Raw genomic sequence first — 18,099 nt, 5'->3', positions numbered from 1 at the left:
TTTCTTTGCGTTCCTAGTGATTAAACCTCAAAAAAACTTTCCTGTATTAAGTTCTTGTTATCAGCGAGTTAAGAAAAGAAGTAAAAAAAAGACAAAAAAAGTTTGGTAAAAGGCTTGTGGTTATGAAAAAGATTTCTACTTTTGCACCCGCATTAAAGCAGAAGTTCATACACAAACTGAGAAATTGACCGAGTCAAAAAAACTTTAAAAAAAGTTGAAAAAAGATTTGGATAATAGAAAGTATAGGTAGTATCTTTGCCGACCCGAAACGAAAGAATTGGGGAGTGCAGGTTCTTAAAAATAGTGGAAAAGTGGTCATGAAAAAATAATCAAAAAATTTTTTCAAAAAAGCTTGCCAGATTAAAAAAGAGTTGTACTTTTGCACCCGCTAATCGAATGAGAGGCGAGATTAAAAAAAAGAATGACACGTTCATAGACATATTGAATTGACAGCACAAAATTACAGTGATGTAATTTTGAAAATAAGAGAGAGTAAGATTTTTCGAGTAAATTGAAAACAACCTAGCGACTTGAATCGAATAAAACAAGATAGAGTAATCTATCAAACAATATACGATGAAGAGTTTGATCCTGGCTCAGGATGAACGCTAGCGGCAGGCCTAACACATGCAAGTCGAGGGGTAGAACACTTCGGTGTTTGAGACCGGCGCACGGGTGCGTAACGCGTATGCAATCTACCTTGTACAGGGGAATAGCCCAGAGAAATTTGGATTAATGTCCCATAGTATTACGAAACGGCATCGTTTTGTAATTAAAGTTCCAACGGTACAAGATGAGCATGCGTCCCATTAGTTAGTTGGTAAGGTAACGGCTTACCAAGACGATGATGGGTAGGGGTCCTGAGAGGGAGATCCCCCACACTGGTACTGAGACACGGACCAGACTCCTACGGGAGGCAGCAGTGAGGAATATTGGTCAATGGTCGCAAGACTGAACCAGCCATGCCGCGTGCAGGAAGACGGTCCTATGGATTGTAAACTGCTTTTATACAGGAAGAAACCCTCCCACGTGTGGGAGCTTGACGGTACTGTAGGAATAAGGATCGGCTAACTCCGTGCCAGCAGCCGCGGTAATACGGAGGATCCAAGCGTTATCCGGAATCATTGGGTTTAAAGGGTCCGTAGGCGGTCTTATAAGTCAGTGGTGAAAGCCCATCGCTCAACGATGGAACTGCCATTGATACTGTAGGACTTGAATGCTTAGGAAGTAACTAGAATATGTAGTGTAGCGGTGAAATGCTTAGATATTACATGGAATACCAATTGCGAAGGCAGGTTACTACTAAGTGATTGACGCTGATGGACGAAAGCGTGGGGAGCGAACAGGATTAGATACCCTGGTAGTCCACGCCGTAAACGATGGATACTAGCTGTTCGGCGCAAGTTGAGTGGCTAAGCGAAAGTGATAAGTATCCCACCTGGGGAGTACGCACGCAAGTGTGAAACTCAAAGGAATTGACGGGGGCCCGCACAAGCGGTGGAGCATGTGGTTTAATTCGATGATACGCGAGGAACCTTACCAGGGCTTAAATGTAGATTGACAGGACTGGAAACAGTTTTTTCTTCGGACAATTTACAAGGTGCTGCATGGTTGTCGTCAGCTCGTGCCGTGAGGTGTCAGGTTAAGTCCTATAACGAGCGCAACCCCTGTCGTTAGTTGCCAGCGAGTCATGTCGGGAACTCTAACGAGACTGCCAGTGTAAACTGTGAGGAAGGTGGGGATGACGTCAAATCATCACGGCCCTTACGTCCTGGGCCACACACGTGCTACAATGGTAGGTACAGAGAGCAGCCACTGCGCGAGCAGGAGCGAATCTACAAAACCTATCTCAGTTCGGATCGGAGTCTGCAACTCGACTCCGTGAAGCTGGAATCGCTAGTAATCGGATATCAGCCATGATCCGGTGAATACGTTCCCGGGCCTTGTACACACCGCCCGTCAAGCCATGGAAGCTGGGGGTGCCTGAAGTCGGTGACCGCAAGGAGCTGCCTAGGGTAAAACTAGTAACTGGGGCTAAGTCGTAACAAGGTAGCCGTACCGGAAGGTGCGGCTGGAACACCTCCTTTCTAGAGAAGATTTAACCGTTAGGTTTGATTGAAAGGGAAATATTACTCTCGCTGTTAATTTAAAGAATAAGAATAAGCAAAAAACAGAGTCTCGTAGCTCAGCTGGTTAGAGTACTACACTGATAATGTAGGGGTCGGCAGTTCGAGTCTGCCCGGGACTACTTTTTAAGCTTTATTTAAAGGAAATTCTAGAAGTTGGGATTCATAATTCGTAATTCTGAATTCATAATTCTGAATTCAAATTGGGGGATTAGCTCAGCTGGCTAGAGCGCCTGCCTTGCACGCAGGAGGTCATCGGTTCGACTCCGATATTCTCCACAACGGCTATGAAGTCAAAGCTGATAATTTTTGTCAGTGGCGACGCGCCACAAGTTCATTGACATATTGAGATAAAATACATTTAAAAAGTAGAAAGTACAGTAGATGTGTAGCAATACACATTTATAAAGAAAGTCCTAGTTTTATTATATAAAATTAGGCGGCACATAAGCAAAATAAGGGCGTATGGGGGATGCCTAGGCTCTCAGAGGCGATGAAGGACGTGATAAGCTGCGAAAAGCTACGGGGATTGGCACACACGAATTGATCCGTAGATATCCGAATGGGGCAACCCGGCATGTTGAAGACATGTCACACCGATAGGTGAGCAAACCCGCTGAACTGAAACATCTAAGTAGGCGGAGGAGAAGAAAACAAAAGTGATTCCGTAAGTAGTGGCGAGCGAACGCGGATTAGCCCAAACCAATGTTGTTACGGCAATGTTGGGGTTGTAGGACCACGACATTCTATGCGGATTGAACCGGAATAATCTGGAAAGGTTAACCAAAGAGGGTGATAGTCCTGTATGGGTAAGAGAAGATATAGATAGTGGTATCCTGAGTAGCGCGGGGCACGTGAAACCCTGTGTGAATTTGGCGGGACCATCCGCTAAGGCTAAATACTCCTGAGAGACCGATAGTGAACCAGTACCGTGAGGGAAAGGTGAAAAGAACCGTGAATAACGGAGTGAAATAGATCCTGAAACCATACGCTTACAAGCGGTCGGAGCCCTTTAGTGGGGTGACGGCGTGCCTTTTGCATAATGAGCCTACGAGTTACCGTTGCTGGCAAGGATAAGTACTTCAGGTATGGATCCGTAGCGAAAGCGAGTCTGAATAGGGCGCTTTAGTCAGTAATGGTAGACGCGAAACCGTGTGATCTACCCATGGGCAGGATGAAGCTGTGGTAACACATAGTGGAGGTCCGAACCGGTTGACGTTGAAAAGTCTTCGGATGACCTGTGGGTAGGGGTGAAAGGCCAATCAAACTCGGAAATAGCTCGTACTCCCCGAAATGCATTTAGGTGCAGCGCTGGGTATAAGTTATATAGAGGTAGAGCTACTGATTGGATGCGGGGGCTTCACCGCCTACCAATTCCTGACAAACTCCGAATGCTATATAATGTTTACCAGCAGTGAGGGCATGGGTGCTAAGGTCCATGTCCGAGAGGGAAAGAACCCAGACCATCAGCTAAGGTCCCCAAATGTATGCTAAGTTGAAAAAACGAGGTTTGTCTGCCCAGACAGCTAGGATGTTGGCTTGGAAGCAGCCATTCATTTAAAGAGTGCGTAACAGCTCACTAGTCGAGCGGACGAGCATGGATAATAATCGGGCATAAGCATACTACCGAAGCTATGGATTTAACGTAAGTTAAGTGGTAGGGGAGCATTCTAAACTGGGTCGAAGGTGTGATGTGAGTCATGCTGGACTGTTTAGAAAAGAAAATGTAGGCATAAGTAACGATAATGCGGGCGAGAAACCCGCACACCGAAAAACTAAGGTTTCCGCAGCTATGCTAATCAGCTGCGGGTTAGTCGGGTCCTAAGGCGAACCCGAAAGGGACAGTCGATGGCCAACGGGTTAATATTCCCGTACTACTTATAATTGTGATGGAGAGACGCAGTGGTGAAAGTACCGCGAACTGACGGAATAGTTCGTTAAAGCACTTAGCTATAGGCCCGGTAGGCAAATCCGCTGGGACTGGTGAAATGCGATAGTACTCAGAGTCTTCGGACAACGAGATAGTGTACCTAAAGGCTGCCAAGAAAATCTTCTAAACTTCAGATTATAAGTACCCGTACCGTAAACCGACACAGGTAGTTGAGGAGAGAATCCTAAGGTGCTCGAGAGATTCATGGCTAAGGAATTAGGCAAAATAGACCTGTAACTTCGGGAGAAAGGTCGCCAGCGCAAGCTGGCCGCAGTGAAGAGGTCCAGGCGACTGTTTATCAAAAACACAGGGCTCTGCAAAATCGTAAGATGAAGTATAGGGCCTGACACCTGCCCGGTGCTGGAAGGTTAAGAGGAGATGTTATCTTCGGAGAAGCATTGAATTGAAGCCCCAGTAAACGGCGGCCGTAACTATAACGGTCCTAAGGTAGCGAAATTCCTTGTCGGGTAAGTTCCGACCTGCACGAATGGTGTAACGATCTGGACACTGTCTCAGCCATGAGCTCGGTGAAATTGTAGTAGCGGTGAAGATGCCGCTTACCCGCAGTGGGACGAAAAGACCCTGTGCACCTTTACTATAGCTTAATATTGACCTTGGACACGTGATGTGTAGGATAGGTGGGAGACTATGAAGTGGCGTCGCTAGGCGTTGTGGAGTCATTGTTGAAATACCACCCTTTGCTTGTCTGAGGCCTAACCCCGAAACCGGGGGACATTGTTTGGTGGGTAGTTTGACTGGGGTGGTCGCCTCCAAAAGAGTAACGGAGGCTTCTAAAGGTTCCCTCAGCACGCTTGGTAACCGTGCGTAGAGTGCAATGGCATAAGGGAGCTTGACTGAGAGACATACAGGTCGATCAGGTACGAAAGTAGAGCATAGTGATCCGGTGGTTCCGCATGGAAGGGCCATCGCTCAAAGGATAAAAGGTACGCCGGGGATAACAGGCTGATCTCCCCCAAGAGCTCATATCGACGGGGGGGTTTGGCACCTCGATGTCGGCTCGTCACATCCTGGGGCTGGAGAAGGTCCCAAGGGTTGGGCTGTTCGCCCATTAAAGTGGCACGCGAGCTGGGTTCAGAACGTCGTGAGACAGTTCGGTCTCTATCTACTGTGGGCGTTAGAAATTTGAGTGGATCTGATTCTAGTACGAGAGGACCGAATTGGACTAACCGCTGGTGTATCTGTTGTTCCGCCAGGAGCACTGCAGAGTAGCTACGTTGGGAAGGGATAAGCGCTGAAAGCATATAAGCGCGAAACCCACCACAAGATGAGATTTCTTTTAAGGGTCGTGGAAGATGACCACGTTGATAGGCTATAGATGTAAAGGCAGTAATGTCATAGTCGAGTAGTACTAATAACCCGTTAGCTTATGTATAAGACTCCCCCTTCGGGGGGAGTGAAACTTTCTTTAAATTAATTTATCTCAGTATGTTAAGATATTGTTCAATGGATAATTAGTAATTAACTATTGAAAAATTGCTCAAAGCAATTTAACCTCTTAAGGTGGTTATTGCGTCGGGGCTCACCTCTTCCCTTTCCGAACAGAGAAGTTAAGCCCGACTGCGCAGATGGTACTGCAGTTATGTGGGAGAGTATGTCGCCGCCTTTCTTTTGAAAACCCTTCATCATGCGATGAAGGGTTTTTTGTTTTTATATGGTGTACTGAAGGGACTATAAATAATAAATCCTAACTTTTATCGGTTAGGATTTATTATTTTTACTATTAAAAAAACGGCATTTCTGAATCATACCTCAATGCCGTTTAATCTTTTGCGAACTAGTTAACTAATCCTAGTTTAATTTAGAATTTTTGAATGGTTGTATTTCTTAATCTGAAACATTACCTAAGTATGAGTTTATTTTTAAGAATTGAGATATAAAATAAACATAACTATCGATAAAATCAAAAAAACTATTCCAAAAAAAATTAATCCTAAAGTACGATTGTATGTCATCAACTTTATCGAATCACTAATATACTCAGAAAAACTTTCTCTTTTAACACCATACTGTGGACTATAGTTCTTTTTCTTATACTGTTTATATAAAACAAAACCTATTAAAAATAAGATTATACCTATAACGGATGAGATTTGAGCTCTCTCTAAAAATCCTTCTTTTGTAATTGTAATTAAAGTCATAATAGTTAATTATTTATTTGATGTTGGAGTAGGTTTTAAAAAAGGTGAGGCAACTTTTTCATAAATAAAAAAGTTTATTTTAAATACTGTTTGTTCTATACTGTGTTTCGCTCCTGGTATTCTCTCTAGAGCCTTTCCAGTCCCTAAGGTAATTGCGAATTTTGTTCCTCTGAAGGCAAGACTTTTGTAGTCTCCCTCAATAATATCTATTACAGAGTTACCAGCAGTTCCAACAGCAGCATGCCAAAAACCTACAGTTTCTAATGCTAAAGAACTCCCCCCTGTAAATGGAGCTAATACAACACCTGTAATTTCCATCCATCCACCTATTTCTTCAAGAACGTCAAATCCTTTTCTTAAATCAACAATTGTTTGTTCTCCACTTGAAATTGAAGTAATTGTGTTACCTGTTGTCAACGTAGTACTTTCACCTAAAGCCAAATCTTCATTTGTATTCAAATCCGTTACAGTGCCATCTTCATTGAGATGATGTTTTGTTTCAACATTTTTAACGCTACCATCTTCGTTTTTCCCATATCCTGAAACTACAGTATTAGTCTTTCCAACATACTCTTCACCTTCTTTCAATAACTTTGACGCATTGTCCTTTGTTAGTTTATAATCATAAACATAATTACCTTCTACTGTTTTTTTCCAATCAAAAGCTCGCATCCCATCGGGGTCAACAAACACTAAAGGATTATTATAAGCATAATTGTAAGGATTCCATCTTCTTGATGTTTCCGCAAGCGGGTCAATATTCATCCATCTACCAAGTGCAGGGTCGTAATTCCTAGCTCCATAATCATACATGTTAAGTCCTAGTTCGTCTTGATATTCCTTTCCGTTGTATTTATACTCATATAACAGACATCATTTGATAACGAAAATAATCAAAATAACGATTGAAATTAGGTTAATATTACTAAAAAAGGTATATCTATTTTAAATACATCATTTGTGTAATCACTTTCATGAAAAAATCCGACTTCAAAAGAGTCGGATTGGATATTTATTGATTTAGTACGATGACTATTTTATTAAAGTCGGCTGCAGCGTTGATGACTGCTTTGTACGAATCGAAGTGTTCTAAAGGATAATTGATAACATTGTAATATTCTGTATTCTCAATTAGAATTTCGTCGCCCTGCGTCTTGTAATTGCTTACAAAAGCTGCTTCTGTTTTACCATTGATATCGGTTTTATGATTCATGGCAAATTTCTCTAAGTTTTTAACCGTAGCTCCTTTTGGTAATTTGATTTTGATTTTACGTAAATAGGAGTGAGGATAATCGATTTCTACTGGCATCATACGTTTATTTTCTTGGTACAATTCCATTTGAGAACCGATAGTTTTTCCTACAGAGAATAAATAATTGTCACCAGCTTTTTGAACCAAATCTTTTCCGTCAAATGTTACTTTTAAAACAAAAGGTTTTTTACCAATAAATTCTGTTCCATCATTTTCAGTTGTTAACGAAGAGTATTCTTCCTGAATGGTATAGTTTTCAGCAATGCTTTTTAAAATTTCTTTATATTGTTCTGCAGGAACGAAATCTTTGATAGGTTGGAAATTTAAAGCCGCGTAACCTCCGAAAGAAATTTCATTTGTAATCGTTGGATTTTCGATGTCTTTTGTAAAATCGATTGTGATATCCATAACATCGTGTGTGATTTCAACTCCAGGAATCGGAATAAAATTGATTTCACCAATTCCCATTTTAACTCCTGCAAACTCTTTTCCTTTGATGAAAAGTCCGTTGTTATTAGCCAAATTGTTTGGAATTAATGGAATTCTATATTCAATTTCTGTTGGAGTCATGAACTTGTTTATAGAAGGGAAAAAGAACAACAATTCATCTAAATTTTCATAACTCTCAAATTCAGGATCAAATGCAATATCATAACGATCTGAAGCAAAAACGATTTGGTGATCGATTTTAAAATGTTTGAAAATAGCTAAATACAACAATAAAATCTCTGTTTGATTTGCTTGTTTTGTTTTGATAACATCGGCTAACGTTTCTTTAGAATCGAAATAACGGTTGTATGGAATGGTCTTTTTTACTTTGTTTTCGATGTTCCAAATTTGCTCTTGTAAATCATTCGATTTTGGTATAGATTTACAAAAATCATCAACTGCTTTTTGACTTTTCTTGTCTAAATCTTTATTGAATCTTTCATAAACATTTGAAGCAAATTCTTTGAAGTTGTATAGGTTTTTAGAACCATTGTATAAGTTTCCGTCTAATTTGTAACGGAAATATTTGATGTTTGCTTTCCAATTTGAATACTTTTCGTCGTCTTCTAATTTTGGAACATTGGTTTCTTTAACTGAAATTGCAACTTTGTCTTTGTATAATTTATCATCAACAACGGCTTCTGCTAAATTGTTGTAACCTTTCGTTTTGAATACTAAGTGATTTGGGAATATTAATTCGAAATTAATATCCATAATAGGCAAATCGTCTTGCATTCTAAACGATTTTCCGTTTAGTTCTGGAGCTTCTTCTAATAGGAATATCTTTTCGATAACCGCTCCTTTTTCTAAACCATTAACGGCAAAATAGTTGTATTTAACTCCGCGTTCTTCATCAACTTCTTCTTTAATGTCTTTTTTATCTAAAGTGATGATTTTACCACTTTTTAAAATAACACGCGCTTCGTTTTTAACTACGTTTTCTTTTACACTAAAAGGCAAGTAGATTTTGTTGTTTTTCTCAATTGCATCGTCTGAATTGATGAAAATTTTATCGTGAAGCAAATAGTATTGCTTTGGTCCGTTTTTATCGGAAACAATTTCAACTTTAATATTACGGCTTACAATTACTTCGTTTTCATTTTTAAATTCTTCTGGAGCCACAAATGCTTTTGGCTTTTGTTCCCATTTGTAATCTTTAAAGCTATAATCTTGAGCAATAATTGTATTTACATTGCACAAGAATAAAACAAGAATGCTTTTCGCTATTAGTTTTCTCATTTGTATGGATTATTTTTCAGTTAAAATTAGAGTTTCGCTATAGTTGTTTTTCATTTTTTTGATGCTGTCATCCCATAATTGGAAATCGCTTGGTTCAATAACCAGTTTTTTTACTTCAAAAGTATATTTCACTGTTATTTTATTGTTTTCTTGTGTATAAACAGTTCCTACTTTTAATAAGTCGTTATCCAATGAGAAATTTTTAGGAATATACTTTACTGAATAGTTTTCAGGAATTTCATATTCGTATTGCGAATTGAAGAAAGAAACGATTTCAAAATCATAACCTGTTACACGGTCTTTTTGAATTGGATTCTTTTCAAATATTTTATGTAAGAAAGGATTCAAATAAACTTCTTTGTCTACTTTGATTAAATAGTTGTCCAATTCGAAATCATAATTAACATTATAAGGTAAATCGCGATTACCGATATTTTCTTCTGTATACGAATTAAGATTGAACTTGTTGTTTCCTTTTAAAACCAAACTTTTAATCATTTCGAAACGAGTTTTACCTGAAGCATCACCAATTTGCATTAATGTCATACTTCTGTTGAAACCATGAAATTCCATTCTACCGTTTCCGAATAATTTTCCGTCTTTAATTTTGATTTTTACAATATCATCAACTTGATTTTTTGTTGCAGCAACAACAGGAATTTTCACAATTTTGAATTCGGTTCCATTATTTACCAAGGCTTCTTTTCCTTGAATGAAAGATGTTGGTAAACCATATCGTGTTTCTCTATCTGTTGCATCTAAAAAAATATATTCGTCTCCTTTTTTATATGAGGCAATCATGTGATTGTCTACTGCTGGAGTTGCTAATTCTGTGTATGAATACGGAATTTCTCTTGTACCAATCCAACATAAGTTAACATCTTTAATATTAGCATAATTTGCCATTGAAACAATGATGTTGGCCATGTCTTTACAATCACCAAATTTTCTTTCAAAAACCAAATCGGCTTCTCTTGGAATAAAACCTTCGTAACCGTTTTCAAAAGCTACATATTTGATGTTGTCTTTAACCCAATAGAAAATACTTTTAACTTTTTCTTCGTCAGTAGCTTTATCTTTTGTAATATCTTGTGTAATCTTTTTTAAATCGACACATTCTTTTTTATTAAGATTATTTACAAATCCTTGATAATATTTGTGCAGCATTTCTACATCATCTAAAACCACGGTTTTTTTATCATTTATAGTGTAATCTTTTACATAAATATCGATATGCGGAGCCGAATGTAATATTCCAGGACCGTTTGCTTCATATTTAAAAGCTTTAACATCTTTTAATGTCCAAGTGTAAACGATTTTACCTTTAATTTCTTTTTTATTGAATTTAATAGCGTTATTTGGGTCATTAAAAATTTTGTAACCAATGTTGATGTTTTTGTCTGTTTTAACTTCAAATGTTGCATTTTTTATAGGAAACCCACCAATGAACATGTATTTATGAAGTAAGAAAGGATCTAGAAATTCTCTTTTGTAATTGTATACTTTTTTTGCTCCTTTTTCTAAATGAGGAAATATAAGTTGACGTTCTTTAATATCATCAAAGAATACCGAACTACTGCGCGAGTTTTTTTCGGCAGTTTGCGTAACTTTTATTTTCTTTTCTTTTCCGTTGTTGTTAATTACCGAAAAAGCATCGTATTCTAACAATTTTACCAATTCAGAATAGGTGAAGGTTTCTTCGTTGTTATGAATTCCATTTTCGGAAAGAATCATCGATTCAAAAGAAGTGTTTTGAACAATCTTTAACTTTTTATTTTCGATAGAAATATCGTAGCCTTGATAGTCTAAAATTACTACTTCATTAAAATCAGGATATTCTGTTTTATAATCCTGAAAAGTTTTTTGCGCATGCATACTTGTAACTGCTGCAAGTATACATGCGAAACTGATTTTATTTAATAACTTCAACCAATTCATCTGAATCGTATTTTTTGGTTACACTTAAAACTCCATTGTTATAGATTAACAAATCGCCATGAAGTTCGTCGTTTTTATAATTTGCTGTAATCCATGGTTTTCCATCTTCTTTGAAATACGAATGTACTCCTTCGAAGTCACCATTTTTTAAATTTTCTTTTTTGTAAACTTTTCCGTTTGCATAATATTCAACTCGTTCACCGTCGAATAATCCGTTTTTATAATTTGCTTCATATTCCACTTTTCCTTCTGCATTATTAATAACCATTTTTCCTTCTAAGTTACCTTTTACAAATTTTACTTTCATAGCAACTTTTCCGTTTGGATAAGTAGATGTAATATCAGCACTTTCATTAACAGCTTTCACTTTTTCAGAGAAACCTCCAGTTTTGTTTAAAGTAGCATAGCTAATTAACTCGTTTCCTTCAAAATCAACTTTTAAAATTGGTTCTCCTTTTTGATTGAAATAAATGTATTCGCCTTCTGTTAAACCATCCATTTCAGTGTATTCAAACATTTTTGCTTTGTTGTGGTAGTAACGAATTGTTTTTCCGTTTTCTACACCAAATTGATACTCGCTAGTAATTCTTAAATTTCCAGCCATATCGTATTGCGTGTCTGTTCCGTTGATTAATCCACAATAATAAGTTCTTTCAAACATTAATGTTCCTAGTGGACTATGATATTTGTAATTTTTATTAAGTCTACCATTTACATATTGATACTCTGCAATTTTGTTGCCAAACTTATCTTTAGAATTAAATTTTCCGTTATAATCTCCGTTTACTAATTCAAATTCTTGAGTTGTAGCACCATGGTTTAAGCTTAAATTTACAAGTCCGGTTTTGTTTTTGAAGTCAATTTCAAATTCTTTCTTTCCGTCTTTATCAAAACTTTCAGTAAAAAGAAGTTCGCCATCTTCAAACTTAGAAACTTGTGATACTTTTCCTGATTGTCTGAAAGTTGTTTTGATATTATTGATTTCGCCATCTACTAAGAAACCATCACCACGAACTGTTCCATCAGGATAATAAGAGATATATGGACCATTTTGAGAACCATTAGTATAATACGATGTTTCACTTAAAATGCCATTATTATAAATTTCATAAACACCATTTAAGGCATCGTTTTTATAATGCGAAATACTTCTTAATAAACCTTTATTGTTATAAGAATAAGCCATACCTGTTTGTTCACCATTCAAATAACTTTCTTTAATTTTTAAATTTCCATTAGTAAAATAATAATTCCATTCACCCGATTTTTTACCTTTTTCGAAGAAACCTGTAACTTGTTTGTCATTATTAAGTCCAGAAATTTGAAATGCTTTTTTAGTTAAGTTAACTTCAACAGGTTTTGGATTTGAAGCTGAAAATTGTAAACCTGATTTTAACTCGCCTCCTTTGTATTTTTCTTCAAAATATTTTTTTCCTCTTGGATTGAAATAAGAATACGTTTCTAAATCTTCATTAGCATTATAAATTAATTCAGTTGATTTTGCACCTGTAAAATAGTAATTTATAGTTTTAGTAATCTTACCATTAGTATAGAAACTTTCATATTCTAATTTATCATTAGTGTAGTATTTTTTATAAGTTCCTTGTGTTTTTCCATTGATGAATTCTCCTTCAGCTTTTACTTTTTTACCATCAAAATACTGCATGTATTTTCCATCAATTTCACCATTTTTATAAGTAGTGTTTACAGTTACATCACCAATTTCGTTGTATATAGTATACGGGCCATTTAATTTTCCATTTGCATAAGTAATAGCACTACTTTTAGTTCCATTTGAATAATAGCAAGTTAAAACACCATCACGTTCACCATTAGTAAAGTTTAATTCACAATTTTTACCTCCATTTATGTGATAAGAAGTACTCATGCCGTGAAGCACATCATCTTTGTAGTTTTCAATAACATTGATATTTCCATTGCTATAATATTCTTTCTTTTCACCGTGTAATTTTCCTGCAACGTAATTTTTTTCTAATTCTAAGTTACCTTTAGCATCAAAATACTTTTGCAAACCATCTAATTCATCGTTTTTAAGATTCAATTCTCCTTCGATGTTTCCGTGTTCACCTAAAAGTTTAAATTTACCTTCTTTTTTGTTGTTTACAATTGGCCCAACGATAAAAGGTTTTCCATCACTCAAATAAATAACAACTTCTTGTTTTTTACCAAAGTGCTCCATAGTTCTTTTTGCATATTGATTCCAAAAATCAACCATGTAGTATTTTTCATAGAAGGTTGTGATTGTTTTTTTATGCTTTGTAATCTCTTTACCTAGTTTTTCTTCTAAACCAAGTAACATATAATAACTAAATCCTTCAAATTGTTTTTTCTCTACAACATCTTTAATCCAAGGTAAGTAAGTAGTTTCAAAAAAACCATTACCCATTTTGTGCTCTAAGCTATATTCCATAACCGCTTGCATTTGACGCATGATAACATCGTCAATTTCAGTTTTTAGTTTGTAGGCTTTTCTTAATGGAAGTTGATTTCTTAAAATAGTTTCTAATTCTTCATAATTATCTCCACTTGTACTAAAAACTACTTTGCCTTTAGTTAGATAATTTTCACCAAACTTTTTGTTTAATTTCAAAACCGCTTCTTCAGCAAATTTTCCAGATGGAGCAATAGCTAAATAACTTAATAATGCTAAACTTCCTTCTACAATATTTCCGTTTTCTAATGCAATTGATCCTAAAAAGTAATGACCTGAAGCTAAGTTAGGATTGATTGTAATTGCTTTTTTAAGAATATCGGCACTTTTTTGAAGGTCTTCTTTTCTTAAATATAAAAGCGCTTGATTGTATAAAAAGTTTGAAGAATTACTTAAGTATTTTTCACCTTCGTTGAATATTTGTTCTGCTTTATCATAATCTTTTGTATCGCTGTAATAAGTTCCATACAACGTAAATAAAGAAGGTTGTTCTTTCATTTTACCTTCTTTATATAAAGTTTCATAATGCTTTAAAAGCTCTTCTTTTTTGTCATCAGCATATAATGACAAAGCAATTTCATGCTGCGCTACTAAATATTTAGGGTCTGATTTTGCAATTTTTTTGAATTCCTTAATTGCTTCACTGTATTGCCCATTTTCATAATGGCCAAATCCAGTTTTAATAATAGAATCAGTTGAGTAAGCTAATGTGTAATCTTTTTTTGTTTGTGAAAAAGCATTGGTACAACCAATAACTAGTAGTGTTAAGAGAAGTTTTTTCATGAAAAATTAAATTTACCAAATATAAATTTTATTTCTCATTTTGTCTATATTTTCTTAAGAAATCACTGCTTTTTTAACAGTTGAAAAATTAGAATTCTAAGATTTTATCATAATGTTTGTGGTGATTTTTAAATTCGGTTACTCCTTCATTAAAAGTCAGGTATTTAGCACCATTTTTTTTATTTTCTTTACTAATTAAGTACATGTAATGAAAATGACGAGTAAGTTCTTTCCAACCAAACAATAAGCTATGTTTTGGATCATACATATGCGTTGGTTCACTAATAGCACCGTTTATTTCAACAATTTGAAGGTTTTTTCCTTTGGCTAAATCTGAAAAGGAGTTGTACATAATATCCATTCTGCCGAAATAAAATCCATCAATTTTATCGCAAATGGTATTAAAACTAGCAATCATTTCAGGAGTAATTTCATGACTAGCATCAACAAATTTAGTTCCTCTGCAGTGGTTTCCATACGGAACAAGATTTATTGTTTCTCCAAGCTTTAAAACTTCATTTAGTTTCTCTTTGTATTCGAGTTCCAATGTTTCTAATTGAAATAAATATCTTTTGTCTTTGTGAAGTAATTCTCGAATGGTGTTTTTTCCATTTCCTTTAATTATCATGAATTCTTTCGATACAATACCTGTTATTTTTCCATCTTCATTAGGGAGTTTTACATAAAAAAGCCCGATTTCATTTTCGTACGGAATCAAATCTTGAATTAAAATATCAAATTTTGCTTTTTCAAGATATCTTTTTAATTCTTCGATATCGTGAATTTTTTTTACGGCTGTTCCTCGTAAACCAATGTCGGGTTTAGCAATAAAAGGAAATTCAATTCTGGTATCGTTAATTTTTTGAACTATTGCTTCAAAGTCTTCATTTGGAGTAACTAAAATGGTTTTTGGATAATATTCTTGAGGAATTAAATCGTAAATTTCTTTTTTAGATTCCATAAAGAAACCACCATTTTTAATCGTTGGGTTAGAAGCGTTAAAATAGAAAAAGGAACGCGTTCGAAAAGCATAGTATAAATACTGAAAATATACAGGTAAATAGACAACCTGATATGGCCAATATTCCCAATGAATTAGTTTATGAATGAAAAGTTTGAATTTTATCATTTATTTTAATCTAGTAAATCTAAATAATTCATTTTGATTGAATTATCGTAAAATTGACATTGTGTTATGCTTATTGTTTTTAAAAGATTATCTCTATTTATTTGCAAACCAAACTCCTTATTTTTAGCTTCTGTAAATTGATGAAAATGTAAAATTTCATCAGGAGATGGATTTGCTTTATTCACCATAAAACTATGAAACCAATTTTCTCTTTGTAATCGTATTTCTTTTGAATATAGAGTAGAAGAGGACCAAATGTGTGGTTTTTCAGCATCAAAAACTTGCTGTGTTTTTTCAACTTCATTCCATTGTAATTGAATCAAATTGTTGTTTTCAAAACATACTATTGTAAAAGGCTCAATATCGGTTAAATCGATAGTGTTCCAATGGTCTAAAGTAGTATCGGAAATCATCAATTCTAAAACAATTAAACCACGACTTTTTCTGTAATTGTTTTTTGAAATGTGTTTTTCTTGAGCGCCATTGAGAAGTACTATGATTTTATTCAAATCATGAGCAATCCAAGTTCCGCCAGCATTTGGATCTTTAGGGAAAGTGATTTTTTTTCCTTCAATTGTATATTCTTGCGGAGGAATAGCTCTTTTTCGGGTAGTTTTTTCATCTCTGTTAGAAGTTATAATACAACCTTCAGACGTGGGAATATAAGTTACTGTGCACATTGTTTTCGATATTCGATTGTTGAAGGTGCTATCCCAAATGAATTTGATGTTTTTATATGTTGCAAGCCATGTAAAGCAACTTTTATTAATGCTTGATGATGAATGCTATGTTCAATGTTATAAACCAATTCTCTGTAATAATTTGTTTGGATTTCTTCTTTTGGACCAAAACAGTTTTGTTCTAATAACAAGGTTTTGTTTGGTTTGTCAATTAGATTCAAATATTTTTCTAGAGCTGTTATTGCTTCATTTTTATTGGTTTGAAGAAGAATATCTCTATTTCTATTGTCGTAATTTATTAATCCATAATCGTAATTGTCTAACAAGCATCCAAACAATTCGATGATATGGCGAATGTGTTCTCCAATAGTAGCGTTGCTTAAAATAGAATTTTGAAAAGTATACTCTTCGTGAGAAAGTTGACGAAGCAATTCGATATTTTCTTTTAAATTATTTTGTACCGAAATTATAAGCATCTAAACAATTTTTTTACTAAATAATTAATTTTCTCACGCTCTTGATAAAGAACTATTAAACAAAATAGAGCTGTTGTGCACGCTAATATAAATAAAAATCCTTTATCATTGTTTGTTTCAATTCCCAATATAAATAAATGAGAAGCAATTGCACCAACCATAGTTCCAAAGCCAATAAAGGCACCATAAAAACTTTTTTTTGGAATTATTAATAATATGGCTGCCACAAGTTCGATAATTCCAGTGCCAATTCTGCCAATAGGTTCAATGCCTAATTTTGAAAATATAGCAACACTTTCAGGTGCAGCTGAAAATTTAAAAAATAAGGTTTGAAATAATATTATTGCTGGCACGATTCTGATAAACCAAAACAATAAGCGTTTCATGATTATTTTTCTTCAGGAATAAATTTTATTGAAACCGAATTCATACAATAGCGTTGTCCTGTTGTTTCTTTTGGGCCATCGTCAAAAATATGACCAAGATGACCATCACATTTAGAACATAAAACTTCAGTACGAACCATTCCATAACTTAAATCTTGTTTAAAAACAACAGAACCTTTTATTGCTTTGTCAAATGAAGGCCAACCACAATGCGAGTCGAATTTTGTATCCGAGCTAAAAAGTTCATTGCCACAAGCAGCACAAACGTATTTTCCTTTTTCAAAATGGTCCCAATATTCGCCTGTAAAAGCTCTTTCAGTTCCTTTGTTTCTTAAAACTTCGTATTGCTCAGGAGTAAGTTCTGCTTTCCATTCAGCATCTGTTTTTTTAGATTTTGAGTCCATAGGTTTGTTTTCTTTAGATTGCGATTGACAAGATTGAAAAGCAATTACGATTAATAATAAAAATAATTTCCTCATAGCTAACATTTTTTATCAAAATTAAATTTTAGGTTTCAAATAAAATGTTAACTAATTAACAAATATTTGAATTAGGTGTTTATCTCCAAATCTTTAATATAATCTTCATTTTCATAGAAAAAACGCTCAAAAGCATCCATTTTCTCATAGAAAAAGTCGAAAATTTCAGGCCAAGTATTTTTGTTGTTGATGCTAATTCCTGTTTTCTCAACCCAAATTCTACTGATAACTTTTCCTGTTTCTAAATAAAAATTTCTTTCAAAAATAGCATCGTCAATATAGTCTTCGTAAAGAATGGTTTTCAACGATTCTACTTTCTCATAATATATCTTACGTTTTTCTTCGTCTTTTGGTTCTATATCTAATAAAACTTGTGCTTTTTTATTGTCTACATGAAATTTAAAAGTTACGTCCTTAATTTTTGTATTGTATAACAGCCATTTACGTGGATACTCATTTGCAAATGCTATCCAAAAATCTTTTTTTATTTGTAACGCTTCTTCTTTACTAAACATATTATTAATTTAGAATTCTAGTTTGTTTGAAAAAAATAGCTACCTTTAAGGTTGCAAAATTCAAAC

At 35.0% G+C, this 18,099-nt stretch carries 10 protein-coding genes, 2 tRNA genes and 3 rRNA genes; 5 read left to right on the top strand and 10 right to left on the bottom strand.

The window, feature by feature from the left end:
- Positions 1–573 precede the first annotated feature (573 nt).
- The 5 genes from LOS89_RS08835 (at position 574) to rrf (ending at position 5,683) form a co-directional block, all read left to right on the top strand.
- Positions 574–2,087, top strand: a 16S ribosomal RNA gene (locus tag LOS89_RS08835).
- An 87-nt stretch (positions 2,088–2,174) separates the two neighbouring features.
- Positions 2,175–2,248, top strand: a tRNA-Ile gene (locus tag LOS89_RS08830).
- A gap of 83 nt (positions 2,249–2,331) precedes the next feature.
- Positions 2,332–2,405: transfer RNA gene (locus LOS89_RS08825), tRNA-Ala, on the top strand.
- A 165-nt stretch (positions 2,406–2,570) separates the two neighbouring features.
- Positions 2,571–5,449, top strand: a 23S ribosomal RNA gene (locus LOS89_RS08820).
- A 124-nt stretch (positions 5,450–5,573) separates the two neighbouring features.
- Positions 5,574–5,683, top strand: a 5S ribosomal RNA gene (gene rrf, locus LOS89_RS08815).
- Together the 16S, 23S and 5S rRNA genes with 2 tRNA genes alongside form the textbook arrangement of a ribosomal RNA operon.
- 541 nt (positions 5,684–6,224) lie before the next feature.
- On the opposite strand, the gene LOS89_RS13095 is transcribed toward rrf, so the two are convergent.
- The 10 genes from LOS89_RS13095 to LOS89_RS08765 form a co-directional block, all read right to left on the bottom strand.
- Positions 6,225–7,085 carry an RHS repeat-associated core domain-containing protein gene (locus LOS89_RS13095; protein WP_309508569.1) on the bottom strand — a complete coding sequence of 287 codons (861 nt, stop codon included), beginning with the start codon at positions 7,083–7,085 and terminating at the stop codon, positions 6,225–6,227.
- 142 nt (positions 7,086–7,227) lie between these two features.
- Complete coding sequence (locus tag LOS89_RS08805) at positions 7,228–9,195, bottom strand: DUF3857 domain-containing protein (protein WP_231834913.1); 1,968 nt, start codon at positions 9,193–9,195, stop codon at positions 7,228–7,230.
- A 9-nt stretch (positions 9,196–9,204) separates the two neighbouring features.
- Positions 9,205–11,133 carry a DUF3858 domain-containing protein gene (locus tag LOS89_RS08800; RefSeq protein ID WP_231834912.1) on the bottom strand — a complete coding sequence of 643 codons (1,929 nt, stop codon included), beginning with the start codon at positions 11,131–11,133 and terminating at the stop codon, positions 9,205–9,207.
- Complete coding sequence (locus LOS89_RS08795) at positions 11,108–14,368, bottom strand: toxin-antitoxin system YwqK family antitoxin (RefSeq protein ID WP_231834911.1); 3,261 nt, start codon at positions 14,366–14,368, stop codon at positions 11,108–11,110. The genes LOS89_RS08800 and LOS89_RS08795 overlap by 26 nt, the downstream gene beginning before the upstream one ends.
- An 88-nt stretch (positions 14,369–14,456) precedes the next feature.
- Positions 14,457–15,497, bottom strand: coding sequence for an ATP-grasp domain-containing protein (locus tag LOS89_RS08790; RefSeq protein ID WP_231834910.1), 1,041 nt, complete (start codon positions 15,495–15,497; stop codon positions 14,457–14,459).
- A 5-nt stretch (positions 15,498–15,502) separates the two neighbouring features.
- On the bottom strand, positions 15,503–16,177 hold the full coding sequence (locus LOS89_RS08785; RefSeq protein ID WP_231834909.1) for an NRDE family protein: 675 nt from the start codon (positions 16,175–16,177) through the stop codon (positions 15,503–15,505).
- A complete protein-coding gene (locus LOS89_RS08780; protein WP_231834908.1) occupies positions 16,165–16,653 on the bottom strand; it encodes a DinB family protein in 489 nt (162 codons plus the stop codon). Before LOS89_RS08780 ends, LOS89_RS08785 begins: the two co-directional genes overlap by 13 nt.
- Entirely contained in the window at positions 16,644–17,006 is a 363-nt protein-coding gene (locus LOS89_RS08775; RefSeq protein WP_231834907.1) for a DoxX family protein, read from the bottom strand. Before LOS89_RS08775 ends, LOS89_RS08780 begins: the two co-directional genes overlap by 10 nt.
- A gap of 35 nt (positions 17,007–17,041) precedes the next feature.
- Positions 17,042–17,518, bottom strand: a complete 477-nt coding sequence (gene msrB / locus LOS89_RS08770) for a peptide-methionine (R)-S-oxide reductase MsrB (RefSeq protein WP_231834906.1) — start codon at positions 17,516–17,518, stop codon at positions 17,042–17,044.
- 71 nt (positions 17,519–17,589) lie between these two features.
- A complete protein-coding gene (locus LOS89_RS08765; protein ID WP_231834905.1) occupies positions 17,590–18,033 on the bottom strand; it encodes a DUF4268 domain-containing protein in 444 nt (147 codons plus the stop codon).
- Positions 18,034–18,099 lie beyond the last annotated feature (66 nt).

The organism is Flavobacterium channae, assembly GCF_021172165.1.
Taxonomy (GTDB): Bacteria; Bacteroidota; Bacteroidia; order Flavobacteriales; family Flavobacteriaceae; genus Flavobacterium; species Flavobacterium channae.
This window is presented reverse-complemented; position numbering and strand designations above follow the sequence as displayed.